A 25,982-nucleotide genomic window follows, 5' to 3' on the forward strand; every position below is an offset into this window, starting at 1 on the left:
TCAGTATCGCGGCACGTCGACCGTTGAATCGATGACAAGCGTATTCCCTGCATAATCCGTAATTCCAGTAACTCTAATCCGGAATTTGCTGGACGACTGAGGAATATATTGCGTTTTGGCTGCGCCGGTAAGCGTTACGACAATGGGATTGCCGTTGGCATTCACATTAAAATCGGAACCCTGAGTTAGCGGTCTGTAATCGACGGCAGCGCCGCTTTCCGAAAACTCCACTTGATAGGAATACGAATCAAATGCTTTTACCGGTTCGCTTGCTGTCAGCGTGAACTGACCATCGCTGTAGGCGCTGCCGATCAAAGTCGGGGCTGTCTCGTCCATGATGATCGGCATCGTCACCTGACTGACCACCTTGCCGCCTTCCTTTACAGTAAACACAAGGGCAGACTCCGTGCTTTCGGTCGCCGCTTCTAACGGATGAACGGTAATTCCGTTAGAGGCTTCAATGAGCTGCACGTCTGCGGACGTGGATTCGACGGAGATCGTTCCTACCACGTTGTCATGATCGACCACGTTGAACACATTAAACTCAGGATTGTTGCTGTCATATTGGATCGTTTCGCTCTGAGCGCCGCGTTTGATTTGCAAGTAGTTTTTAATATTGCGCTTCGTGTACGTCTCGAACTCTTCCGTCGATAGAACCGTATCGCCATTCGTGCCCGTCCTACCGCTATTAAGATAGAAAGAGCGGTCCGTCAACGAGGCTTTCAGCAAATGAGAGACTGCGTCCTTAAACGCATCGATCGCGTCGAGCAGGCTCGCCGCGGCACCATCGATCTCGGCCTGCGTAGCCTGCGTGTCTGCCTTCACTTCTCCGGCAGCCTCGACCGCCTCATTGAGCGCGTCGATCGCGCTCTGCGGATACTGGCCCTCTTCGCTGCCCGCGACCGCCGCATCGGCAAGCCCCGATGCTTCATCGAGCGCTGCGTTCAGCTGCGCAAGATCGATATGAACGACATCGTCCTTAAACGCATCGATCGCGTCGAGCAGGGTTGTCTCCGCGCTATCGATCTGCGCCTGCGTAGCCTGCGTGTCTGCCTTTACTTCTCCGGCAGCCTCGATGGCCTCGTTCAGCGCGTCGATCGCGCCCTGCGGATACTGGCCCTCGGCGCTGCCCGCTACCGCCGTAGCGGCTAGACCCGATGCTTCATCGAGCGCTGCGTTCAGCTGCGCAAGATCGATATGAACGACAGCATTCTTAAACGCATCGATCGCGTCAAGCAGGCTCGCGGCTGCTCCGTTGATCTCCGCCTGCGTAGCCTGCGTGTCTGCCTTTACTTCTCCCGCAGCCTCGATGGCCTCGTTCAGCGCGTCGATCGCGCCCTGCGGATACTGGCCCTCCGCGCCGCCCGCCACCGCCGCGTCGATAAGATTGGCTGCGTCCGCGATCGCGGCTTCCAACAGCGCGGTGCCGACATGCACGACCGCATTCTTGAATGTATGGATCGCCGTGCGCAGCGTCGCCAAGGCGCTATTGACCTCCGACTGCGTAGCTCCCGCGTTCGTTTTCACCGCTTCTGCAGCCTCGACCGCCCCGTTCAGCGCGTCGATCGCGCCCTGCGGATACTGGCCCTCCGCGCCGCCCGCCACAGCCGCGTCGATAAGACCGGCTGCATCCGCGATCGCGGCTTCCAACAGCGCGGTGCCGACATGCACCGCCTCATATTTAAACAAATAGATTACGTCACGCAGGATCGCCGCCGCGTTGTCGACCTCCGTCTGCGTGGCTTGGGCGTTGGCTTTCACTTTGCCGGCAGCCTCGATCGCCTCATTCAGCGCATCGATCGCGCTCTGCGGATACTGGCCCTCCGCGCTACCCGCCACCGCGCCAGACGCAATTCCCGAAGCTTCGCCGATCACCTCGTTCAGCGCGCTTTTGTCCGCGACGACCGGAGCGCCGTAAGATACGGGCGCGGATGGCACGGGCAGCGACGAGCCGCTTGCCGAGACCGCGCTGCCGATCTGCGCCTGAACCTGGCTCAGATTCGTGACGATATCCGTCAGCGCGACGCCGTCCGGCAAGACCAGGCGGGCGATCCGCACATCGGCGCCGACGGTCAGCTTGGCTTTTGGATTCGTAATCTGAATCTCGCGATATTGGCCTTTGCCGGACAACGTCACGGGCTCTCCAGTCAGTTCCAGATGATCGACGCTCGCATCGACGGACACGTTGGTTACTTGATTTTGAAGCGTCAGGTTGGCGATCGTTCCTCCGCTGACGGCTACATGGTCGCCCGATATCTTCAGCGTGCCTCCTGCGGGCATCCCGGTCGTATCCAGCTTAACCGGGGAACCTGCCGTGCCCTTAGCTACGATCTCCAGCTCCGACAGACCGTTCACGCTCCGTACGGCGGTCTTGAACCGGAGCACCGCGCCCTCAAGCGCCTCTATGTTGCCATCGGCAAGGAGCAGACGCTTCAGCTCGCCCGATACGAGCAGCGGCGTCCCGCCTACCGTGATTACGTCGCCGTCTATCTTCGTTACCGCTGCGGTCTGCTCTTTTTCCGGGAAAATATCCAGCAGGAACTGCGCGATATCCGCCCTCGCAACCTCTTGCCGGGGCTCGAAGCCGTTCGCCGTCGAAGTCATCAGGCCAAGCCGCAGCGCGGCTTGCACGGACGTCGCGGCCCAGCCGCTGGCCCCGTCGGCGAGCGCGGGATCCGTCTCCAGTCCGCCGGTGGTGTTCTCCCCGTTGACGGCACGTACGAAGACGGACGCCAGTTCCTGCCTGGTCACATTGCGGTTCGGATCGAATCCGGCATCCGTGCCATTCATGAGCCCCGCCTTGCGGACCGCCTCGATATAACCTGCGCTCCAACTCCCGGCGGCAACGTCCTTGAAGCTCGAATCGGCATTCGTATCCACCGGCAAACGCAGTGCTCTAACGAGCAATACGGCCAATTGCGTGCGCGTAAGAGACGCGTCCGGCTTGAACTCTCCGCTCGGGTAGCCTCCGATCAGACCCAGCGAGACCGCTTGCTTGATGGCTTCCTGTTGTTCGGCCGACATCGGGCCGATATCCTTAAATGAAGTTTGTTCCGCGGATACAGTAGGAGCGGCGAGTACGTTCCGCGCCCCGAAAGTTGTCGTCGCGATCATGCTTGCCAGCAAGACCGCCTTCCAGTTGGTTGCCAATGTGATCCCATCCCTCTTTTAGCCTAACCCTTAGTATAATCCTCGCCAATGACGGCAAAATGACAAATTTCGACGAAATTCTAGCTACTTGCAAATACGCAGGCACGAAACTCGGGCGCTCGCCGCGCAAACGGAAGAACCGTCCGGGAGAATATCTCCCGGACGGTTCTCACCTGCTTATTCCGTTGTCATGCGCCGCGAACGGATCAGTCGATCAGGTCCGCATGCTGCATGAAACGCTTGAGCATGACGGCTGCTTGCGCGCGGCTTGCCTTCGCGGACGGCGCGAACGTGTCGCTCGTCATGCCGGTGATGATGCCGGCATCGACGGCTTGCGCGACGGACGCGCGGGCCCAGCTGCCGATCGCAGCCTGGTCCTTGAAGCCTGCCAGCGATGCTTCCGCCGATGCCGCAGCCGCGGAGCCTTGCGCGTATGCGACGGCTCTCGCGATCATGACCGCCATCTGCTCGCGGGTGATCGTATCGCCGGGCTTGAAGACGCCGCCTTCAAAGCCTTCGACCAGCTTCGCCTTCGCAGCGGCGCCGACCGCGCCTGCATACCACGAGCCGGATGCGATGTCCTTGAAGCCGGCAGCGCCAGGAGCGTCTGGCGTAAGGCCCAGCGCGCGGACCAGCAGCGCCGCGAACTCGGCGCGCGTGATATTGTTGTTCGGCGCGAACTTCGCGTCGGACACGCCGTTCACGACGAGCTTGGAGGCAAGCAGCTCGACGTCGGCTTTGGCCCAGTGCGTACTCAGATCGGAGAACGCCTTGCTAGCCGTCAGTACGGCGTAGATGCTGTTGCCGTTACGTTTAAACGTAATCTTGACGGTGCCGTCCGATTGCTTCGTAAACTGCGCGGGCACGAAGGTGAGCGCGCCGGTCTGCGGATCGTACAGCACGACGGTCGCATGGGACGCATCGAGCGTGCCCGGCGCGACGACCGTACGCGATACGTAGGCGGGGCCGAATTCATTGAGCGCTACGGTCTTGCCGCCGCCGGATGCGACGATCGAGAACTCGATCGCGCCGCCCGCCTGCGCTGCGCCGATGCCTGCGGCGCTCTGCTTGATCTTGGCGTTGATGTCGTCAGCGGACGGGACGATGTTGACCTGGATGCTGATGTCCGATGCCGACGCGCCGAGGCTCGCCGCGATCGCGTCGAAGTCCAGCACGCCGAGCGGCAGCGAATACTCGCCCTCGCCCGTTTGAAGCGATACGATCGCGCCCGACGAGGCCGCGTCCTTCAATACGGAGAACGGCAGGTTGAACTGCACGGCTTCGCCCGCCTTGCCCTCATAGGCGATGTACACGACAGGCGCTGCGCCCTTGTTGTCTTGCCCCGCAGCCTTCTTCAGCGCGTCCGCAAGCGATACGCCGTCCTGAGAGACGACCGTCGCCTGGCGTCCGCCGACGTCCGTCGTCGAGATCTTGTTCTTGCTCGTGTCGACCAGGACCGGATCCGCTCCGCCTACCGGCGTGATGACCTTGCCCGGCGGCGGTGGAGGCGTCTGCGTCAATATCGCCCCGCTTGGAGGCGGTGTAATCGTTCCCGCCGTCACTTTGAAGCTCTTGCTGGCTACGTCTTTCCCTTGCCCGACGACTACCGTATAAGTGCCCCCCGGCTCGCCCGATCCGATCGTGAAAGGCGCCGCGAACTGGCCTGCGGTCACCGGTACGATGTCGAAGTACACGATGCTGCTATCCGGACGCAGTACCTTGACGATGACCTCGTCCAGCGAAGCATTGCCCTTGATGTCTACCTTCTGGCCGGCTTGCACATCCGCTACATCCTGCAGCGAGACAACGGCGCTCTCGGCGGCATAGGCCGCAGCCGCCGGTACGAAAGCCAGACATAGCGTCAATATCATGAAAATACGTATCATACGCGATTTCACTGCTCGTTTCCCCGCTCCCTTAGTCGTCATTTTTATTGTTGTTTTGAGACAGCATGAGGGCTTCGTCGATTTCCGACTGCGTCTTTACCGTTCCAAGATTCAACCCTACATTATGGGTCTCGGCATCAAAACTGCTGACGATGAACGCTTTGACCGTGTAATTCCTCGAGACTGAGGCGGCGTCCGAAACGCTAAACTTGGCCGTATAGGTACCCGTGCCGACCGCCAGCTCGGCTGCCACAATGCTGACCGGCGTATCGCCGTCGAACAGCTCGAACACGACCGATTGCGTACCTGCGCTGCTGCTGCTGGATTCGGATACCATGGCGAAGGGATTATTATTGAAGTTAGTAACGAAGGCACGGTTGTAAATGAAAACACTGGCCGTAATGCCGCTGCTCTTCGTTACCGTAGGCGCAGTCATGTAGAAAATGTCGGACGACTTATACGCATTGCCGCTAAAACCCTGACTGCTGTAGCCATCGGCTGCGACATTAATCTGATAAGCCCGGCCCTTCAGGAAAACACCTTTATAAATCGTAAGCTTACCGCCCGAGATCTCGTATTCCGACGCAGTCAACGTTCTGGAGGAATAGCTGGTGCGATCCATGATCTTAATGCTCGTGATATGGGCGCTCCATTCAGCATTCTCCTCGTACTTCAGCACAGTATCCGCATCGCTGAACAAATAACCTGTAATTGAGGGCGTGTTGTACGCAATCGTCTGCCGGATCTCATCATTTGCTTGATAATGATGTGAATCCATTAAAGCGTCTGCCTCAAGCTTGACCTGCATCGTTCCCGCTGTGACCCGATCATGCAGGAAAATAGCGATCCGTGATCCGTCGAGAATGACCTTGTCTGCCTCGGACAGCGACTTGAACGTCACGCCATTATCCGTGGAGATCTTAATCTTTTCTTTAAGATGAGATCCGTTTTCATCTACGGTTAAATCCACGAACTGGTCGGCGTAATCGCTCTGGATGTCCAGATTTAAATAACGGCCGTTCAGATCGAAGTAACCGGACAAACTAATGGCACTCACATTGGCCGAGTCAAACCAGTTTGTGTAGAAAGTGCGATCGTTACTGTTACCCTTCAAGTCCGTGATGTACCCGAGATAGAACTTCATGTACAGTACCGAGCCGGACAACGTTTCAAAATGAATTTTAATATCGTCCTCAATAATCGTAACCGTGGCGTCTGAAGGAAGACCGTACATGTACCCATAATTGGAATCGTACCAACGAACGCTTGCTTTAAATTGGTCTAAGCTTGTATTGGGGATTATCACAGGTTCATTAAACAGCAAAGTGATATCTTTATGATCCGGTGACACGAGATAATCAACCAGCTCCGGAGCTGTCGTGTCCGATGCGTCTCCCTCGGCGTGTGCCTTGAGATATGGAGAAACCGTATCTTGCGAAGAATAATTGCCTGACACATCCCGCAGGGTGCTATCATCGATAACAATCTGATTGGAGTCGCCGTTCAATGCAGTCTCGAAATGGATCTTTAGTTGGTCCTCGGTAATCTCTACGGTATCTTCTACATCCAAATCTCTGCTGCGACCGCTGTCTTCTAGCAGCCAGATGCTTGACTTCAAATCTTCCGGAGTATAAGTCGGTGTGGCGTAGATATTCCGGTCGAATGTGACCGTGACGTCATGATTGTTGGCACTGAGCTCAGCGCTCATAATCGACGGCGGACTAACGGCAAGCGTCATCTCCGGCGTGACATTGCCAACCGCATCCTTAAACAACCCGGCCGGCAATTTAATTTTGGTTTTCGATCCGGATACGATCTCAAGTGAGTTGTCGTAGCTAATCTGCAAGTAGTTTCCATCCCATTCGGGATTTACAAGACTGTCCCAATTGAGGTTTACAAGACCGTCCACCAGCGGGGAGAAATGCTCGCCATCTTGCGCAATTTGAATTTTGCTTTGGAATTCGGCTTTCGCCGCTGAGTATTGAGCTTCATTCTCAGGATCGAAATCCTCGGAAAGCACAGGACTAATCTTCTCGTCGAAGTACAGCGTCAATGTATTATTGCCGCTCTCCGCCCCCGCAAACGCCGGCGGCACGATGTCTGCGCCCACAATTCCTTTCAGTTCGATCGGAGCCGCGTACGCATCGGGTTCGCCGTTCAGAATAACTGCGCCCGCAGCTATGCGAATCGCATTGCCCTCGCCGACAAGCTGCGACGCCAGGGTCAATACAATCGTATCGGGCTCTTCGGCGTCATAGGCCACCGTATCCGTAACGCCAAGCGCCTCATAATCTTCGCTTCCCAGTTTTTGAATCGTAATGGCGCTCTTCAACTGGTCCAGCGTTCCGGCAGGTTCTATGCTCTTATCAAAGCGGATCGCGAACGTCTTGAAGTCGTCGCTGAGCGTGCCCGTCACGCTAGGGATGCCCTCGGGCAACAGGTCGCGCACGTCGCATTGCTTTCTTTGAGACGGCGCAGGATCTCCTTCCCACGCCTCGTTCGAACAGGCGATACCGTCGGTTACCGTGTCCGTGTAATAACTGCCGTTCGCTCCGTACCTCACTTCTTTGGTCGTCCCGGTGAACTCGCATACCCCTTGTTCGTCCGCGCACTTGGTCCATACGGGCGTATTGTCGACGGTGGTGGCCGCATTCGCGGCCGGCGCGTATCCAAACGACGCAAAAATCAAAATAGCCAGCATTAAAGCAATTGAAACTTTTTTCATTCTTCTTTTGTCACTCCTATATGATTTTAATTGATTCTAATAGCCCATATATGAGTATAAACAACGCCAATGACGGCAAAATGACAAACTTCGACGATATTCCAGGGTGCCTGCGCATACGCAAAAAGACCCATTCCCACCGGAACGAGTCTTCTCTGCCACCATGACTATTCAGCGGCATCCAACTCCGCCAGCAACGATGCGTACAGCCTGCTTAGTTCAACGGACGGCCGTACGCCCATCTCCTCCTGCAACGTGTCCGCGTACCTGGCGTACAGCCGCGTCAGCGCCTCCCGGTTGTGCTGCATGGCGAGCGCCTGCATGTACAGCTTGACCGTCTCTTCGTCGAGCTCGTTGTGCGCGGCGAGCTTGGCAAGCAGCCGGATCGCGCGCTGCGAATCCCCGGCATTCATCAAGGCCAGGGATAGGCGCTGGGCGAACGCCGCGTACATCTGGGAGATCCGCTCGATCTCGCTCCATGCCCAGGGATAGTCCAGGTCCCCGAAAAGATTGCCGACATACGTGCGCTCCAGCTCGGTCGCCCGGTCCAGGTTGGTCTGGTCTACGACCGCCAGCTCCCGGCATCCCGCTTCGAACAGGTGCAGATCGACCTGCGCCGGCGACAGGTTGAGCGCGTAGTGGTTGGCGTCGGAGTGCAGACTCTCCTTCATGCCGATCGCGTCGAGCAGCTTGCGAAGCTGATAGGCCGTCGTGTTCAGATAGACTTCGGCGTTCTTGCGGGGCATGCCGCCGAAGATATCCTCGATCAGCCGCGCTCTGGACACGAGGCTCCCGCGCTGCAGGATCAGGTAGGCGCACAGCTCCGCGCTCTTGCTGGACTTCCACTTGACGAGACCCTGCCGGACGCTGCGAATCTCCAGCCTGCCGAGGCAATTGATATGAACCCGCGGCTCGCTTGCCGCCGCCCCCGCTGCCTCTTCCCTCCCGCCCCGCGCTTCGGCCAGCGCCCTGCGGACGGTATGCTGCAGCCGCTCCGGCTCGAAGGGCTTCACCATATAATCGTAGGCATAGACGTCGAACGCGGACAACGCGTATTCGGTATGCGACGTCACGAAGACAAGCTTGATCTCCCTACCGCTCTCCCGGAGACGCTGGGCGAAGGCGACCCCGTTTTCCCTCGGCATGTTGATATCCATAAAGATCATGTCCGCCTCGTTGCCGCTCAGGAACGCCTCGGCCGAGGCCGCGTTCGTGAAGCTGCCGACGACCTCGACCCCCTCGATCTTGGCCAGCATGCGCTTCATGATCAAGTGCATCGCTTTTTCGTCGTCCAAGAGTACGACTCTCATCCGATCTCCCTCTTCGCCGTCTGCCTATCGTCGCCCGCGATCTCGGCCGGGGCGGCCGGCACGGTGAAATAAAAGGTGCTGCCCTGCTCGGGCGCGCTGTCGAACCAGATCTCTCCGCCGTTCAGCCGTACGAACTCCTTGCACAGGGTCAACCCGAGGCCTACGCCCCGTTCGCCCGCCGTTCCCTCCGACGAGACGGCTTGATCCTCCTGCAGCAAGGTATACATCTGCTCCTCGGGCACGCCCATGCCCGAATCGCGGACGCTGACGACGATCTTGTCCCGTACGTGCGACGCGCGAACCTGAATGTTGCCGCCGAGCTCGGTGAACTTGATGGCGTTGGAGAGCAGGTTGCGCAGGATCAGGTCGAGCATCTCCTTGTCCGCGTGCACGCGGATGTCCGGCGAGATGTCGGAGACGATCCGGATGCCCTTGCCGTCGCTGCGGCCCTGCAGAAGCCGGATGCTTCGCTGCACGGATTGCGCCAGATGCTGGACGACAGGCGCGAACACCATCCCGCCCCGCTGGCTGCGGAACCACTCGAGCAAGCTCTCGACCAGCGCGAAGGTGCTGTGCACCTGCCGGCTCATCTCCTGCACGATCTCCTCATGATCCTCCCCGCACGCGGACGCCTCCTCCTCCAGCAGCTCCGTCAGGTTCAGGAGCACGGCCATCGGGTCTCTGATATCATGCGCCACGACGTTGAACATCTGGTCCTTGAAGGCATTGATATCGCGCAGCTGCCTGGCGTTGTCCAGCATCCGCTCCTCCGCGCGCACCGCGTCCGTCACGTCCCGCAGCAGCAGCATCTTGCCCGCGGGCCTGGACCGGTAATCCGAGATGTAAGACAGCTGGACGCGGTAGTACCGCGCCGTAGCGGGATCCTGCACCAGTTCCCCGTCGTCGGACGCGGGCGCCTCCAAGATCTTGCGCAGCAGCGCCGGACGGCCGGAGAATACGGCCTCAGCGGGCTGGCCGATCCCGATCCTGCTCCCCATGCCTTGCACCGTGCGGCCCGCCGCCTGATTGAAGCTGGTCACGTTGTGCTCCGGATCCATCAGCACGACCGCGTCCTGCATGGACTCGAACACCTTCTGCAGCGCCATCGGCGCCAGCCGGAGCAGGTTGAACTGATAGATGCCGAAAAGGAAAAACACGCCCGAGAGGACGAAGCCGAACGGAGAGATATCGAAAGGAGTCGTCAGCACCTCGCTGAGATAGACGAGCGTGAAGCTATAGGGGGCGAGCGAGCCCACCAGCATGAGGACGACGTGCTTTTTCATGGATGGCGCGGATTTGAAGTACATGCGCAGGAGCAGGACCGTGCCGACGAGGATGAGCGCGTAGGCATAGACGGCGTGGACGTAGTAAAGCGGACCTCTGACGATCCGGGCAAGCGGGAAGCCTTCGGAATAGTCGAGCGTCAGGCTTTTGTAAAAGAGATGATGCCATTCGTTCGTCTGGTGGGAAATGAACGTCAGGACCGGTATGGCCATGGCCGCGACGACGGTCCATTTACGTATGTAAGCCTGTCTTCCCGTATATTGAAGCACCATGATGATCCAGAACACCGTGCCGAACGGGATGCCGATATACTCGATGCGCAGCCAGAAACGGATGGCCTCGAGCGACGTGCTGACGAGCTCGGACGCGTAGCCGAACGTGTAAAAAGCGGTGCTGAGCATGCATAATCCGTAGCTGACGGCGATCGGCATCTCTCTTCTTTTCCAGCAGAGATAGACCACCACCGCGGAGCAGCAGGTGGCCGCGAGAAGCAAGGCGGACAGGTACAAGTTGAAATTCATAGAGAGGAGGCTCCTCATGCGGATGGTGGACGGACAGATGCGCTTCGCGAATAGAGATCGACCTGCCGCGGCCTTGGGCCGCAATCATCCGCATGTTCAGTATACACGCCTTTAATGACGAGGAAATGACAAATTTCGACGAATGCAAAAAAGGCGCCTACCCGCCTGCGGCGCCCTTCTCCCCGATCTCGCGTGCCAGCACGTCGACGAGCTCCCGCATCGTGACGGCGGCCAGCACGTCCTCCATCGCCGACTGCGCCTTGGACATCATCAGACGCAGGACCAGCTCGATATTGGCGCCGACCGGACAAGCGGGATTCGGCTGCTCGTGCATGTGGAACAGCTTGCCCGCCTCCACCACGTCGACCGCGCGGTATACGTCTAGCAGCGTGATCCCGTCCAGCTCCCGCGCCAGCGTAGCGCCGCCGCTGCCGGCCTTGACATGGGCGAGGCCCGCCTTCTTCAGTTGGCCCAGTACCCGGCGGATGACGACGGGATTCGTCCCTACGCTTCCTGCCAGCCACTCCGACGTATGATGATCCTGCGGACGAATCGCGAGCAGGGACAGAATGTGCACGCCGATGGAAAACCTGCTGCTGATTTGCATATGCAACACCCTTTCAATGCAACTATCATAGTTACAGCTCCGGCCGATTGTCAACTCCCGCCGGGGAGTCGGCACCGGCGGAGCCGCCTACTTAGAGCCCGCTTTCCCGAATGGCCGCCTTGGCCTGATCCAGCGCCTCGATCACCTTGTCGCACCAAGCATCGAACGCCGGATCCTCGCGCTGCAGCTCCGCATTCGCCAGCAGGTTCGCTACCGTCCCCTTGATCCCCTGGTCGAAGCGTATCGTCGCGACGAAGCCGGGGACCAGCCGCTTGAGCTTGGCGTTGTCGAAGACGACGGAGTTCGCCTTGTCCCCGATGAGCCCGCCCGTATAGTCCTCCCGGCTGCACGCCGCCAGAAACTCCGACGACACGTGCACGGCCCGCAGCCGGACGCCGAGCGCGTCCGCGATGGCCTCGTAGATCTGGTTCCATGTCAGCGACTCGTCCGACGTGATCTGGACCGACTCCCCGATGGCGTGCAGATTGCCCATCAGGCCGATGAAGCCCTTGGCAAAATCTTCGTTGTGCGTCATCGTCCACAGCGAGGTGCCGTCCCCGTGAATAAGGACGGGCTTGCCCTCGAGCATCCGTTTGGCCGCCTGCCAGGAACCCTTGCTCCCGTGAACGCCGAGCGGGATCGATCTCTCGTCGTACGTATGGCTGGGGCGCACGATGGTCACCGGGAACCGCTGCTCCCGGTATTGCTTCATCAGATAGTCTTCGCAGGCGATCTTGTTCCTCGAGTATTCCCAATAGGGATTGGCCAGCGGCGTACTCTCCGTGATCCGGTAGTCGGACAGCGGCTTCTGGTAGGCGGAGGCGGAGCTGATGAAGACGAACTGCTTGGTCTTGCCGGCAAAAAGACGATAGTCCCGCTCCAGGTGAGCTGGCACGAAGGCGATAAAATCCGCCACCACGTCGAACGACATATCGCGGATCAGCTCCGCCACGCGCGCTTCGTCGTTGATATCCGCTTCGATCGTCTTGACGTTGTCGGGCAAATCCCCGTTGCGCGTCCCTCTGTTGAGCAGATACAATTCGCAGCCCTGCGCGGACAGCTGCCTCGTGATCGCGGCGCTGATCGTGCCGGTCCCTCCAATAAATAGCGCTCTCATCCCATCGCCTCCTTATTAATGAACAAATCGCTGGACGGTCTCCTCCCTACATTCGCGATCCGGCCCCCTAGTTCCTACCGCTAGGCGCGATTGTCATCATCCGGACGGCAGAGGTCACCAGCTTGACCGTAACCGTGTAGTTCGGCAACACGATCATGGGCGCCGGCACGTACGGCGTCTATGCTTTATCTGACTTTGCCGAAGTTTGTCATTTAGCCATCATTCGGGGTTGCTATAATGAGCATTCACGGGTCTGAATACCCAATACATAACCCTGTAGGAGGGCTACTTTGCGCAAATTCAATCGCTTTATCTCTATGATCGTCATGGCTTGTCTCATCCTTTCGACCTACTCCATTGGAGGCCGCGCGGCCAAAGCTGCTGTCGCGCCCGCTGGCTCGGATGTTGAAGGCCATTGGGCCGAAAATACCGTCTCCCAATGGATCGGCCAAGGGCTGGTCCAAGGATACCAAGACGGGAACTTCAAGCCGGATAGCCCGATCACGCGGGCGGAGTTCATCACGCTGGTCAATCGCTCGTTCGGATTGACGGAAAAAGCGGAGATCGCATTCAAGGATCTATCCGCGAACAACTGGGCTTATGGTGAAGTCGCAGTCGCCATCAAGGCGGGCTACATCGCCGGCTATGCGGACAACACGATTGGCACGGCACGGCCGATCAGCCGTCAAGAGGCGGCCGTCGTCGTCAGCAGACTGCTGAAGCTGGAGTCCGCAGACGACGCGGGAGCGGACGGGTTCTCCGATGCCGGCAAGATCGCCGGCTGGAGCAAAGGCGCCGTCGGCGCCGTCGCTGCGGCGAAAATCATGAACGGCTACGGCGCGGGCAATCTCTTCAAGCCGGAAGCGCCGATCACCCGCGCAGAAGCGGTCGTTACACTGGATCGGGCAAAGGCGTCGCAGACGGTCGCCTACGATAAGGCTGGCGTTTATGGCCCTGCGACAGGCATGGAGACGGTAAATAAAAACGTCGCCATCCTTGCGTCTGGCGTAACGCTGCAGAACATGACGATCAACGGCGACTTGCTGCTGGGGGCCGGGATCGGAGACGGCGACGCCTTCCTGGAAAACGTCAAGGTCACCGGTACCGTCACGGTGCAGGGCGGCGGCGAGAACAGTATCCATTTTAACAACTCCGTACTCGTTGATATCATTATCGACAAGCAATCGGGCACCGGCATGGTTCGTATCGTGTCCGAAGGCTCGACGACCACCGCGCTTGTCATCCTTAACTCTCCCGCCATCGTAAATAACGCCGGCTCTACCGGCTCCGGGTTCAGCAACGTCAATATAAGCTCCTCGCTGCCGGCCGGTTCGCAGGTCAAGCTGCTCGGCTCGTTCGAGACGGTCAGCGTTAGCGCCAAGCAGATTCAGATCGATGTCCCGGAAGGCAGCATCTCCAATTTCAATGCGACGTCTGCAGCGTCAGGAATGTCGCTGAACCTGAATCAGGGAGCAACGATCAACTCCCTCGTGCTGGATTCGGTCGTCAAGCTGCTGGGGAAAGGAACGATCGTCGCGGCGACGATCAATACGCCGGGCTCTACCTTCGAGACACCGGCCCAAACGACAAAGACGCCGGCGCCGACGACAACCCCAACATCTTCTCCGACGCCTGCACCGTCCGCCACCCCTTCGCCCGCCCCTGTCATCAAGACGGCATTGACTGAAGCGATCGGCGAAGCAACCGCGCTGCTGTCCGCTCATAAAACGGGTGCGGCAGCAGGCAACGTGTCTCAAGCGGCACATGACGCTTATTCGAATGCTATCGCGGATGCGACCGCGGTAAAGGATAGCTTGAACTCGACCCAACCGCAGGTGGACGAGGCAATCGCAGCATTGGCAAAAGCGAAGATCGCCTTTAACAGTACGATTGTTGTCATTAATCTCCTCGGTTTGGATGCAGCTATCGTAAATGCCCGGAAGGTGCTTGATGACCGTCATGTGGGCGCTGCCGGCGGTAACGTGCCTCAAGCGGCACATGATGCTTACGCGAAGGCTATCGCGGATGCGACCGCCGTCCGCGAAGCTGCCGGCTCGACGCAGGCGCAGGTGGACGCGGCTATCGCGGCGCTGACCAAGGCAGCGATCGCTTTCAACGACGCAATCGTCGTGATCGACTTCGTCAGCTTGGACGCAGCCATCGCAGACGCGAAGAAGGTGCTTGACGCCCACGCCGTGGGCGAAGCGAACGGCAATGTATCGCAAGCGGCGCACGACGCCTATAACCAAGCCATCCAAGCGGCTGTCCTCGTGAAGAATGCGCTGAGCTCGACGCAAACGCAAGTGAATTCGGCTATCGAAGCGCTCGACGAAGCAACCGGCGCTTTCAACGACGCCTATGTTTCGGTCGATACGTCCGATCTGACGGTTGCGATCGAAACCGCAGAGGCACTGCTTGTTGCGCACCCTGTGGGAGACGCTGCCGGCAACGTGTCTCAAGAAGCGCACGAAGCTTTCCGGCAAAATATTAACGACGCGATCGAAACCAGGAATTCGGTCTATTCGACGCAAACCGATGTGGACGATGCAATCGATTGGCTGGAGGCGGCAGGTTCTGAATTCACTGACGCGTTTATTGAAATTGATACTTCAGCTCTTGAGCTTGCCAAAGGCGAAGCTGAGGCTACGCTGTCAGCCTACGAGGTGGGCACGGATGAATACAATGTATCCCAGGAGGCGCACGACACGTTCGAGAGCGCGATCGCAGCCGCCACGGTTACGCTGAACGCCGCAAGCTCGACGCAAGCGGATATCGATGCGGCCGTCGGCGCGTTGACCGAAGCAACCGCCGTCTTTATGGATGCGAGAGTGCTGCCGATCCCGACGATCGCAGTCGACGGCTCGCTCGCCAATTATATGCCGGTTGTCGCGGTCGGCAATCTGATCAAAGGCTCGAATGAGATTACGGTCTACGACGGAGATACCGCCATCGGCTCAGGCACCGCCACCGCATCCACCGCGACGATCGCCGTGGACGCGCTGACGCCAGGCACCCATACGCTGAAGGTCAAGTCGGTCAACGCTGAAGGACAAGCTACGGTTTATTCTGCCGAGACTTCCTATACGGTCGATCCGATCGTGCCGCGGCCGCAGGACCAAATCTCGGAGAGCCAGGCGCATATCGCCGTATTGGATACCAACGGCCGCGTCTATACGTGGGGTTACAACTATGCCGGGCAGGTCGGCAACGGCTCCACGGCGGTTCAACCGAGCATCTTCTTGGTACCGGGCTTGCCTGCGAATATCGTTGCCGTTCAGGCGGGCGAAGGCCATACGACGGCGTTGACGTCGGACGGACATCTTTGGGCATGGGGCTACAATCGCTATGCGCCTGAGCCGTTGCCAGGTATCGATCATGTCGTGAGGATCAGCTCGCAAGGCTCTTCCATCTATGCGATAAAGAGCGACGGGACGGTTTGGAAGGTGGGCTCGTATTACAACTTCTCCTCCATCGCACAAGTGCTTGGTCTGGACCATGTCGTCGCCATCCAAGACGAGTGGTCGAACGTAGGCGTCGCCCTGAAGTCCGACGGAACCGTCTGGGCGTGGGGAGACAACGATAACGGGCAGTTGGGCGACGGCACGACCACGCCTCGGGCCGAGCCTCTTCAGGTCCAAGGCTTGCCGAAGATCGTGGACATTAAGAACGGGAACCAGCACACCCTCGCGCTAAGCGAGGATGGAGAGGTGTATGCTTGGGGCTTCAACCAGATGGGACAAGTCGGAGACGGGACCAACACGAAAGTGCTGACGGCCAAAAAAGTTGAAGGGTTGTCCGATATCCAAATCATCGGGGCGGGCAACTATCATTCTTTTGCCGTCGATGCGAACGGCAGTCTCTACGCATGGGGAAGCAACCAAGGCGGGCAATTAGGCTACGGCCACTATGACGACGGAGTAACGACGCCTCAAAAAATAGGCGCTGCTCCGACGGATATCCTTGCCATTACGGGCGGAGAAGGAAGCACGACGGTTGCCTTGACAGCGAATGGCGATATCTGGACCTGGGGCAACTCTTCAGACGGACTGCTCGGCGACGGCTCTGCGAGCTACCGGCTGTCTCCAAATGGCCCCGTCGGCCTGAATCTGTTCCCGGATCCTGCGGCGCCAGGGCCAGTGGTCATCTCTGGCGTGACAAATGGCGGCGTATACCGGACGGTCACTCCTTTTTGGACAGACGCCGAGCATACCGTGAGCACGGCAATAATCAAAAACACGGGAACGGGCGCACAAGCCGGCTATACGTCCGGAACCGCGATCTCTGAGGGCGGCAATTACATGCTGATCATCACCATTGCCGACGCGGATAACGCGAGCGCCGTTTATAAGCAATACCTGTCGTTTAGAGTGGATGCTGAGCCGCCTTATTTCGTCAGCTTTTCTGCGAGCGCATCGAGCGTGAACGCATCTTCCAGCGAGGAGGGGAATCTCTACCTGGTGCCAAAGGCATTTACGGTGGTCGACTTGGCCGGATTGCAGGCAGAGGCGGGCGAGCGCAAGATCGTCATTCCCTACGGGTATTACCCGGCCAGCTTCGATATTGGCAATCTACCGGCCGATACGTACGTTATCTACGCAGTCGATACTGTAGGCAACATCTCGGCGCCTTCCAACGATATTGCGGTACCGGTTGTACAATAAGAGCACGCAAGTCGGCGCAAAGAGCGGCCGTCCCGCCAGGGACGGTCCTCCTATGCGCCACGAAGCGCTGAAACACCCAAACGGCAGCCCGAGGCTGCCGTTTGTTTTGTTTAGGCCAAGCTTATTATCTTCTCTTCCACACCGTACCGTCTGAAGGACAGAACGTGGCGTTAGGCCATGTCGCCTCCGCCACCCTCCGCCTTCAGCCGCACGGTGACGGTCGTACCGGCGCCCGGCGCGGAGACGATCGACAGCCCGTAGCCTTCGCCGGCGTACAGCCGGATGCGCTCGTTGACGTTGTACAGTCCGTAGGAGCTGCCGGCGCCGTCCGGCTTGTCGTCCGCAGGCGCCTCGGCGAGGAGCCGGCGCGTCTGCGTCTCGTCCATCCCGATGCCGTCGTCGGACACGGCGAAGACGAGATCCCCGTCTGCCAGCCATGCGGAGATGACGATCGCGCCGCGCTTGCCCTTGGCCTTGCGGATGCCGTGCAGCAGCGCGTTCTCGACGATCGGCTGGAGGATCAGCTTGGGCATGCGGTAAGCGGCGAGCCCCGGCGCTACGTCCAGCCTGAAGGCGAACGTGTCCGGGAAGCGGCTCTGCTGAATCTCCAGATACACCTCCGCGAGCCGCAGCTCGTCCTCCACGCCGACGATGCTCTGGCCCTTGTTCAGGCTGAGGCGGAAGTACTTGGCCAGGCTGTCGATCATCTGGCTGATATCCGACGCGCCTCGGCCGATCGCGATCCAGTTGATCGTATCGAGCGTATTGTAGAGGAAATGCGGATTGATCTGAGCCTGCAGCGCCGCCAGCTGCGCCTCGCGCTCGTGGATCTGCGCCTTGTACTTCTCCTCCACGAGCGTGCGTACGCGCAGGACCAGGTGATCCACGCTGCGCTCGAGCACGAGGAAGTCGCTGGTCAGCGCCGGCAGATCGCTTAGTCCCTCCGTACCCTCGCGGCGGATGGTGGCGATGACCCTTTTCATCCGACGGTTCATGCCCCTGACGATGATCGCGAGCAGCACGAACGGCAGGAATAAGAACAGCGCCGTATACTCGAGCAGCGAGGTCAGCCCGGATGCCTGCGTGAGCTTGGCCGCGCGGCGCGAGAGCTGGGACTCGGTCCCTTGGGCCACGAGCTTCCAACCGGTCGGCTCGAGCGTCGTATACAGCACCTCGCCGTCTTCCTCCCCGATCGCGATCGAGCGGCTGCCCTCCGGCCCGCTCCCGAGCAGCTCCTGCACCTGCGGCGCCACCTGCGTGCCGATCAGCGACGCGTCCGGATGATAGACGATATTCCCTGCCGCGTCCGCGAGATAGATCTGCGTGCCCGGCGCGAACTGAAGCCCGGACAGAATATCCGTCACGAGCTTCTCTTTTACGTCGATCATCTCTACGCCCGACACCTGATCGTAGCGGTCCGGGTCCCGCAGCATGCGCGCGGCGGATATGACCCGTACCCGGCCGTCCTCCAGGTAGTTCTCCTCATAGTCCCCGATCCAGACGACACCGCCGTTGCCCGCGATTATAGAACGGTACCATGGCTTGTCCTGGATGCTCTCGAGGGAGAAGAAGTTGATCTTCTCGTCGGCGTAGATCTTGGACTTGTTCACGAACAGGCGGATGCGGAATACGTCAGAGTTGGACTGCACGGACTCGACGAGGACTCGAAGGTCCTTCACGACCTCAAGCTGGACGCCGATCGACTGGTCGTCGGCGCCGACGGACAAGTATTTATGCAGGTTGGCGTTCATGAAGGCCGCGTCGCTGATATCCTCGATGTGAGAGAGCCGGTAGGACAGATTGCTGCCCGCCTGCTTCAGCGTTTGCTGCATCGTGCGCATGACCTCGTTCTTGAGAATGGAGGCCGACCGCTCATAATAGCCGTACAGGATGATGCCGGCCGGGACGACGATGAGCGCGAGGTAGACGAGCAGCCACTCCTTGGGGATCGCGATGCGCCGGAGGAACCGGACCATGACGCCGGACACCGCTCCCGACAGGCGGGCGAACCCGCGCAGCGGTTTAAGCATGGCCGTCCCGGTACGCGCTTGGCGTCACGCCCGTCTCTTTCTTGAACAGCTTGGTGAAGTAGCTCGGGTCGGTGAAGCCGATCGCATGGCAGATGTCGTAGAGCTTGTACCGCGGATCGCGCAGCATCGCCTTCGCGCGTCCGATCCGAACTTGCGTGAGATATTCGCCGATCGTCCGGCCGGTCTCTTGCTTGAAAAGAAGACTGACGTAGGTCGGGGTCAGATAGACCTCCTTGCCGATCTCGGCCACGGTCAGCCCGCCGTCTCCGTATCGCTCGTCAATGATGGCCTGCACGCGCTCGACCAGATTGGCCGTCTTGCCGGAGCGCTTGTCGCGAATGCGTTCGTATGCCGCCATTACGTACGATTCGACGAGCGCGCGCATCCCGCTCAGCGTCTCCTGGCCGAGCAGCGACTCGATCAGTCCCGCCTCCGACGCCTCGAACGCCGCCGATTGCGCGTTAAGCTCGAGCACGAGCTGGCCGACCGCGAGGACGATCTGCAGGCACACGTTGCGCCCGTACCGCAGTCCGTCCCTGCGTCCGCGGTTCAGATCCGCGAACATCCGGTCCAGCACTTCCCGCAGCGTATCGGGATTGGCCGCCTTTAAGGCCGAGAGGAGCGCTTCCCGTTCGTCCCGGCCATAGCCGCCGGAGCCCTCCGCGTCCCCTTCGGCGCCATCCAGGCTGTCCATCGTGATGATCTGGTTTTTGCCCAGATACCACTTATGTTCCGCCGCCTCGCGCGCCTGCCTGTAGCTGGACGCCAGCCCCGACAGAGACGCGGCCTGCTCGCCGATGCCGATCGTCACGCTTAGCCTGAGCCAGCGCTCGAGGTTGTCCCGGATGTCGCCGGCCAGCCCGAACAGCGCTTCCTCGGCATCGGGACCGTCCGCCAGCAGAATGCAGACGAACGCGCCGACGCTATGCTCGAAGACGCAGCCCCTGAAGCGCCGGTCGATCAGCTCCTGGCAGACGTTACGCACCGCGTACCAGAGCAGTTGGCGGTCCTGCTCCGATCGGCTGCCCGTCACCTCGGCCAGATCATCGACCGATAGAGCGATCACCCAGTAAGGCGCCTCCACGGGCAGATCCAGCCCGAGAAAGGCCGCCCGCTCGCGCAGGTCCGCCTGCGGCGCGCCGCCGACGAGCGACAGCAGGAACTTCTCGCGCAGCAGGGGCATGCTCTCCTTGAGCTTGCGGAGCCGCTCCTCGTTCGCCTCCCGCTCCCGGTCCCGCGCATTCAGCCCGGCCACGACCCGTCCGACGACCTCGCCGAGCTCGTGAAGGTTCACCGGCTTGAAGATATAGTCGACCGCGCTCACCTTCAGCGCGGACTTCAGATATTCGGCGTCGTCGTGCCCGCTGACGAAGATAATCTTCACCTCGGGATAGCGGGAGGAGATCTCGCGCGACAACGCGATGCCGTCCATGCTGGGCATGCGGACGTCCGTCAGCACCAGGTCGGGCGTCTCCCGCTCGATCAGGTCCAGCGCCGTGTCCCCGTCGTCCGCCTCGCCCGCCACCTCGATGCCGTGCGCGGACCAGTCGACATATCCGCGCAGCCCCGTGCGCACCGTCGGCTCGTCGTCCACGATCAGCAATTTGTACATGCGCCTTCCTCCTCCCGCCGCGCCGTTCGTCGCATTATGCGCCTATCTCCGCCTATCTCCGCCTACCTCGCGGCCCGCGCACCGCATGGCCCATGCGTTGTCCGCGCTCTCACACCGCCGACGCGCCTTGCCGATACAGCCGCACGTCCTGCGTCTCCAGCACGCGGTGCAGCTCCGCCATCGGTACGTCCTTCAGCGCTCCGGCCCCGCCGGGCGACAGCGCAGCCGCCGCGCCGGCGGCCTGGCCGAGCGCATAGCAGGTCGCCTGCACGCGCATCGACGACATCGCGACGTGCGTCGCGGAGATCGCGCGGCCCGCCACGAGCAGATTGTCGATGTCGGCCGGCACCATGCACCGATACGGAATATCGTAACCGGAGACCTCGCGCTCGTCGGTCGTCTTCTGCGCGTCCGGGCTGTGGATGTCGATCTCGTAGTTCGTCTGCGCGACGACGTCGGGGAAACGCGCCCCGCCCACGACGTCCTGCTCGGTCAGCGTGTACAGCCCCTCGATCTGGTTGGTCTCGCGGACCCCGGTCTGGGGGGCGATATGGGAGATCGCATACGTCTCGAACCCCGTGCGCTGCAGGTAGTTCGCGATGGAGTACACCTGCCTTAGCGCTTCCATCTCCGCGTGATTAACGTCCTCTATCTTAGCGCCGTTGCCCTTGACGCGCGACATATTGACCAGCAGCGAGCCGTCGCCGCCCCGCTCCCAGTAGAGCCGGCGGCCCTGCGGCAGATCGGACACGTCGTTGTATTCGTAGCAGCCCTCCGGGAGGATCCGCTTCACGGGCTTGCCCGTATCCTGCATCGTGAACATGAGCGTCATCGGCTGCGTCAGGCCGTCCTCCTCGCGTCCGGCGCGGTACGGCACCCCGGCATCGATCGCGACCCGCGCGTCGCCCGTGCAGTCGATGAAGCAGTCGGCCTCGAACGCCTTGAGTCCCTCCCGCGTCGAGACGATGGCCGCCTTCATCCGACGGTCATCGACGATCGATCCGACGAATTCGCAGTGGAAGAATACCTGTACGTTCTCCTTTTTCATCTTTTCGTTCAGGTACTGCCGCAGCAGAAAGGGCGAATACTGCGGCGCGATGGACTCGTCGTGATCCGGCGGCAGGTACTCGGCCAGCATCTCTGCGATGATCTCCCGGTAGATGCCGGTGACGTTGCCGACGGGCATGAAGACGCTGACGTTGGCCAGCGTGCCCATGCCGCCAAGCTGTGCGGACTTCTCCAGCAGCGCGACCTTCTTGCCGCCGCGCGCCGCCGTGATCGCAGCCGCCGTGCCCGCAGGGCCTCCGCCGATGACGACGACGTCCGCTTCCAGATAAGTCGGTACTTCACGCGAAAAGGCATACTTGTTCATGGTTGGCCTCCCATGCAAGAGGCGGCGGGCTCCGATTCAAGCCGGCCGCCGTCTATGCGTTTATTTTTTGACCGTTGCGTACCACGCATTAATTTCTTGGGCGCTGGCCTCTTCTCCTGCGGCCTTGTACTTCGCCTGGAACGCCTCAAGTCCGTCGATCGACTCCGCGCCGGCGATCAGCTTCACGGTATACTCGCCGGCCATCGTCTCCAACTGCTGATTGTTCTTGGCGTAATTCGGCATGTACGGCGCGAGCGCCAGCACGTTCGTGATTTTCACCGAGTCCGGCAGCTTGTTGTTCAGATAGTCGAACGCTTCGAACATAATCGGGCTCTTGCGCACGCGGGCCTGCCAATATTGCGGATACTGAGCCTCGTTCGTGCCCGCCATATAGTTGTTGGCCAGGTTGCGCTCATCGGTGAAAATCGGCAGGATCGGCTCGTACGCGCCGTCCACGACCTTGTAGTGCGTGCCCTCCACGCCGATCGCCATCTCCTTGAACGTCGCGGGCTCGAGGCTCGCGTCGATCCACTTGATCGCGTCTTCCGGATGCTTGGAAGCCTTCGGGATGAAGCTCAGGCGGTCGAAGCCGGCGTTCGCGCTGAAGCCCGCTTCTCCGCCGGGCCCCTTCAGGGCGCCGACGTACGCGAACTTCGCGCTCGGGTCGGCCTTCGCCAGCGCGTCCGAGATCGCCGGGATATCCGCCCAGTGGACGATGATGGCGCCGGCTTTGCCGCTCGAGAACTTCTCCTTGGCCGTCGCGTCCTTGTTGACGACGAACTGCTTATCCAACAGCCCGCCCTTGTAGAGCTCGCTCATATACGCGACATAGTCCTTGTACGCCGGATCGAGCAGGCGCGGCACCAGCTGTCCATCCACGTCGTTCCAGCCGTTCGGCATGCCGAATGCGCCGACCAGATTATCCATCATCGGCATATCGCCCTTCGCCGTGAGCGGGACGTCCTGGTCCCCATGGCCGCCCGGGTCCTTGTCCTTGAACGCCTGCAGCACCGCCTTGAACTCGTCCGTCGTCGCCGGCATCTGCATGCCAACTTTGTCCAGCCAATCCGTGCGGATCAGGATACTCGTGCCGATCTTGTACGTAATCGAAGTTGGAATCGCATACAACTTGCCGTTGACCTTCAGCGCGTCGATCGACTGCTGGGAGATCGCCTCCTTGATGTTCGGGCCGTATTGGTCGATGAGCGGCGTCAGGTCGACGAGCGCGCCCTGCTGGGCATAGTCCGAGTAGAGCGCCATGTCGCTATAGGACGTGACGATGTCGTAGGCTTCGCCCGAGGCCATGAGCAGATTGAGCTTCTCGGCCCATTTGTCCTGCGGCAGCATGTCGTATTGGACCTTGTAGCCGGTCTTCTCCTCGAGCAGCTTGGCGACGGGGTAGGTGTTGTAGTCCTTGTCTTGCCAGACGTCGAGACGCTTGAGCGCCGGCTTGTCGCCGCCAGCGGCGCCGGATGCCGCGGCGGAGCCCGAAGCCGAGGCGCCCGCGGAGGCGGAAGAAGCATGGTTGTCGTTGCCGCCCGAACCGCAGGCGGCGAGCGACGAGGCGAGCAGCGCGGACATCGCGGCAAGCGCGAGTCGATTGGTGCCTTTTAGCATAGGAAGACCCTCCTGTTATGATATGAACAATATATCATTAATCTTCCGGGCGTCCCCGGCCGAGTTAATGCGCAAGCGGCGGATGCCTCTGCTTATCCCTTGACCGAGCCGATCAGGACGCCCTTGATGAAGTACTTCTGCAGGAACGGATATACCAGCAGGATCGGGATCGTAGACGCGATGACCGTCGCCGAGCGGATGGCCTCGGGCTGCACGTTCATCAGATCGTCGGCGCTCTGGTTCAGGATCGAGGACGTGTCGGCGTTCATGACGATATCCTGCAGGTAGAGCTGAAGCGGCTTCAGCGAGGTGCTGTTGATGTACAGCATCGGGTTGAAGTAGTCGTTCCAAAACGAGACGGCGTAGAATAGTCCGATCGTCGCGAGCACCGGCCCGCTGAGCGGGAGGATGATGCGGAAGAGGATCGTATAGTTGCGCGCGCCTTCGAGCCTCGCCGATTCCTCGAGACTTGCGGGCAACCCCTCGAAGTAGCTCTTGATGACGAGCATATTGAACACGCTGACGAGCGCGGGCAGGACGAGCGAGCCCAGATGGTCGATCAGGCGGAGTTCGCGGATGAGCAGATAGTTGGGGATGATGCCGCCGTTGAACAGCATCGTGAAGATGAACAGCACGATCAGGACGCCCATTCCCGGGAGCTCCCGCTTGGACAGCGGATACGCCGTCATCGCCGTGACGACCAGCGAGAGCAGAGTTCCGACGACGCTGATCAGCGCCGAGATGCCGAGCGAGTGGAGGAACCGGCCGTTCGTGACGACGAACTTCATCGTATCGAGCTGGAAGCCGACCGGAAAAATGCCGACCTGGCCCGCCGTGATTGCCCATTCTTCGCTGATCGCCTTGGACAGGACGTTGGCGAAGGGCAGCAGCGTCGCCAGCCCCATCGCGATCAGCACCGCGTAGATCGTCGTGTCGAGCGCGTAGTCGCCGATTTTTTTGCGTCTCATCGTATCGCCTCCTTACCAAATGCTTCGTTGCAGGAATTTGCGGCTGAGCATGTTGCCGATGACGATCAGGAGGAAGCCGACCGCGGAGTTGAACAAGCCGACCGCCGTGCTGAAGCTGTAATCCTGCTGCCCGAGGCCCATGCGGTAGACGTAGGTGCCGATGACGTCGCCCGACTGGTACACGAGCGGGTTGTACATCGTCAGGATCTGCTCCGTGCCGGCTTCGAGCAGATTGCCGATACGCAGGATGAACATCAACACGATCGTGGGCAGCATGCCCGGCAGCGAGATCGAGATCATCTGGCGGATGCGCCCCGCTCCGTCGATGGCGGCCGCCTCGTATTGCTCCTGCTCGATGCTCGCGATGGCGGCGATGAAGACGATGGCGTTCCAGCCGATCTCCTTCCATCCGGCCGTGAAGACGACGATGCTGCGGAAGAAGGCATTGTCGGTAAAAAAGGAAACCGGCTGCCCGCCGAGCGCGCGGATGATCTCGTTGACCAGACCGCCCGTCGGCGAGAGGATGTTGATGAACAGTCCGGAGATGATGACCCAGGACAAGAAGTGCGGCAGGTAGATGATCGTCTGGATCGCGCGCTTGAAGAACATGCGGCGAACCTCGTTCAGGAACAGCGCGAGCACGATCGGAATCGGGAACAGCAGGACGATCTTGTACAGGCTGATGAGCAGCGTGTTCCACAGCACCTGGAGGAACTCGTCCGAATGCATCAGCTTCTCGAACTGCGCCGTCCCCACCCACTCGCTGCCCCGGATGCCGCCGAAGATGTTGAAGTCCTGGAACGCGATCAGGATGCCGTACATCGGCGTGTATTTGAACAGCAGCAGGAATACGAGTCCGGGCACGAGGAGCAGGTACATGTCCAGGTTGCCGCGGATCAGCTTCCATTTGCGCCGGCTCCTACTTGGCGATTGGGGCCGTGTCAGCGGGCCGGCGGCCAGCGAGGCTTCGGTCTTGCTCAAGCGCATCACCTTCTTTTCTCTTTCTTGCTCTTTATTATAGAGAGGCGCTTCGGTGCCTTGTAGAAGGCAATGCTCCGATTTCTGGTGCATTTGTATAGAAGTCCGCGGGTGGGGCGAGTGATAGCGGGGGCTGGATTGGCG

At 60.2% G+C, this 25,982-nt stretch carries 14 protein-coding genes; 1 reads left to right on the forward strand and 13 read right to left on the reverse strand.

Annotated elements, in window-relative coordinates; genetic code table 11:
• The 7 genes from PQG80_RS25460 to PQG80_RS25490 all read right to left on the reverse strand — a co-directional run bounded on the left by PQG80_RS25460 (window position 1) and on the right by PQG80_RS25490 (window position 12,600).
• Window positions 1-3,150: an S-layer homology domain-containing protein gene (locus PQG80_RS25460; protein WP_271754513.1), complete on the reverse strand. Its 3,150-nt coding sequence runs from the start codon at window positions 3,148-3,150 to the stop codon at window positions 1-3.
• Between the two features lie 206 nt (window positions 3,151-3,356).
• On the reverse strand, window positions 3,357-5,021 hold the full coding sequence (locus PQG80_RS25465; RefSeq protein WP_271754514.1) for an S-layer homology domain-containing protein: 1,665 nt from the start codon (window positions 5,019-5,021) through the stop codon (window positions 3,357-3,359).
• A gap of 46 nt (window positions 5,022-5,067) precedes the next feature.
• The gene (locus tag PQG80_RS25470) at window positions 5,068-7,761 is read right to left on the reverse strand and encodes a hemoblobin-interacting domain-containing protein (RefSeq protein ID WP_271754515.1); all 2,694 of its coding nucleotides are present in this window, start codon (window positions 7,759-7,761) and stop codon (window positions 5,068-5,070) included.
• Between the two features lie 167 nt (window positions 7,762-7,928).
• A complete protein-coding gene (locus PQG80_RS25475; RefSeq protein ID WP_271754516.1) occupies window positions 7,929-9,071 on the reverse strand; it encodes a response regulator in 1,143 nt (380 codons plus the stop codon).
• Window positions 9,068-10,876: a sensor histidine kinase gene (locus tag PQG80_RS25480; RefSeq protein ID WP_271754517.1), complete on the reverse strand. Its 1,809-nt coding sequence runs from the start codon at window positions 10,874-10,876 to the stop codon at window positions 9,068-9,070. Before PQG80_RS25480 ends, PQG80_RS25475 begins: the two co-directional genes overlap by 4 nt.
• Window positions 10,877-11,033: 157 nt before the next feature.
• A complete protein-coding gene (locus PQG80_RS25485) occupies window positions 11,034-11,483 on the reverse strand; it encodes an Rrf2 family transcriptional regulator (protein WP_271754518.1) in 450 nt (149 codons plus the stop codon).
• Window positions 11,484-11,574: 91 nt separating this feature from the next.
• Window positions 11,575-12,600: an SDR family oxidoreductase gene (locus PQG80_RS25490; protein ID WP_271754519.1), complete on the reverse strand. Its 1,026-nt coding sequence runs from the start codon at window positions 12,598-12,600 to the stop codon at window positions 11,575-11,577.
• A 290-nt stretch (window positions 12,601-12,890) separates the two neighbouring features.
• Between PQG80_RS25490 and PQG80_RS25495 the strand changes: the two genes are divergently transcribed.
• Window positions 12,891-17,261 (forward strand): RCC1 domain-containing protein, encoded by a 4,371-nt coding sequence (locus tag PQG80_RS25495; protein ID WP_271754520.1) that lies wholly within the window; start codon window positions 12,891-12,893, stop codon window positions 17,259-17,261.
• A gap of 170 nt (window positions 17,262-17,431) precedes the next feature.
• Here PQG80_RS25495 and PQG80_RS25500 read toward each other — a convergent pair whose 3' ends face one another.
• From PQG80_RS25500 to PQG80_RS25525, 6 genes are all read right to left on the reverse strand, one after another.
• Window positions 17,432-19,291 (reverse strand): cache domain-containing sensor histidine kinase, encoded by a 1,860-nt coding sequence (locus PQG80_RS25500; RefSeq protein ID WP_271754522.1) that lies wholly within the window; start codon window positions 19,289-19,291, stop codon window positions 17,432-17,434.
• Window positions 19,284-20,903: a response regulator transcription factor gene (locus PQG80_RS25505; protein WP_271754523.1), complete on the reverse strand. Its 1,620-nt coding sequence runs from the start codon at window positions 20,901-20,903 to the stop codon at window positions 19,284-19,286. The genes PQG80_RS25500 and PQG80_RS25505 overlap by 8 nt, the downstream gene beginning before the upstream one ends.
• A gap of 109 nt (window positions 20,904-21,012) precedes the next feature.
• The gene (locus PQG80_RS25510; protein WP_271754524.1) at window positions 21,013-22,275 is read right to left on the reverse strand and encodes an FAD-dependent oxidoreductase; all 1,263 of its coding nucleotides are present in this window, start codon (window positions 22,273-22,275) and stop codon (window positions 21,013-21,015) included.
• A 60-nt stretch (window positions 22,276-22,335) separates the two neighbouring features.
• The gene (locus tag PQG80_RS25515; protein WP_271754525.1) at window positions 22,336-23,892 is read right to left on the reverse strand and encodes an extracellular solute-binding protein; all 1,557 of its coding nucleotides are present in this window, start codon (window positions 23,890-23,892) and stop codon (window positions 22,336-22,338) included.
• 92 nt (window positions 23,893-23,984) lie between these two features.
• A complete protein-coding gene (locus PQG80_RS25520; RefSeq protein ID WP_271754526.1) occupies window positions 23,985-24,860 on the reverse strand; it encodes a carbohydrate ABC transporter permease in 876 nt (291 codons plus the stop codon).
• 12 nt (window positions 24,861-24,872) lie between these two features.
• Window positions 24,873-25,847: an ABC transporter permease gene (locus PQG80_RS25525; RefSeq protein ID WP_432432806.1), complete on the reverse strand. Its 975-nt coding sequence runs from the start codon at window positions 25,845-25,847 to the stop codon at window positions 24,873-24,875.
• Window positions 25,848-25,982: the final 135 nt, after the last annotated feature.

Origin of the sequence: Cohnella rhizoplanae (genome assembly GCF_948329515.1) — a bacterium.
Taxonomy (GTDB): Bacteria; Bacillota; Bacilli; order Paenibacillales; family Paenibacillaceae; genus Cohnella; species Cohnella rhizoplanae.

What these genes read in the sequence shown, in the direction of transcription:
- PQG80_RS25515 (WP_271754525.1), bottom strand. Translation starts at nt 23,892, where the DNA reads ATGCTAAAAGGCACCAATCGACTCGCGCTTGCCGCGATGTCCGCGCTG.
- PQG80_RS25505 (WP_271754523.1), bottom strand. Translation starts at nt 20,903, where the DNA reads ATGTACAAATTGCTGATCGTGGACGACGAGCCGACGGTGCGCACGGGG.
- PQG80_RS25480 (WP_271754517.1), bottom strand. Translation starts at nt 10,876, where the DNA reads ATGAATTTCAACTTGTACCTGTCCGCCTTGCTTCTCGCGGCCACCTGC.
- PQG80_RS25465 (WP_271754514.1), bottom strand. Translation starts at nt 5,021, where the DNA reads ATGATATTGACGCTATGTCTGGCTTTCGTACCGGCGGCTGCGGCCTAT.
- PQG80_RS25520 (WP_271754526.1), bottom strand. Translation starts at nt 24,860, where the DNA reads ATGAGACGCAAAAAAATCGGCGACTACGCGCTCGACACGACGATCTAC.
- PQG80_RS25525 (WP_432432806.1), bottom strand. Translation starts at nt 25,847, where the DNA reads ATGCGCTTGAGCAAGACCGAAGCCTCGCTGGCCGCCGGCCCGCTGACA.
- PQG80_RS25500 (WP_271754522.1), bottom strand. Translation starts at nt 19,291, where the DNA reads ATGCTTAAACCGCTGCGCGGGTTCGCCCGCCTGTCGGGAGCGGTGTCC.
- PQG80_RS25470 (WP_271754515.1), bottom strand. Translation starts at nt 7,761, where the DNA reads ATGAAAAAAGTTTCAATTGCTTTAATGCTGGCTATTTTGATTTTTGCG.
- PQG80_RS25475 (WP_271754516.1), bottom strand. Translation starts at nt 9,071, where the DNA reads ATGAGAGTCGTACTCTTGGACGACGAAAAAGCGATGCACTTGATCATG.
- PQG80_RS25485 (WP_271754518.1), bottom strand. Translation starts at nt 11,483, where the DNA reads ATGCAAATCAGCAGCAGGTTTTCCATCGGCGTGCACATTCTGTCCCTG.
- PQG80_RS25490 (WP_271754519.1), bottom strand. Translation starts at nt 12,600, where the DNA reads ATGAGAGCGCTATTTATTGGAGGGACCGGCACGATCAGCGCCGCGATC.
- PQG80_RS25510 (WP_271754524.1), bottom strand. Translation starts at nt 22,275, where the DNA reads ATGAACAAGTATGCCTTTTCGCGTGAAGTACCGACTTATCTGGAAGCG.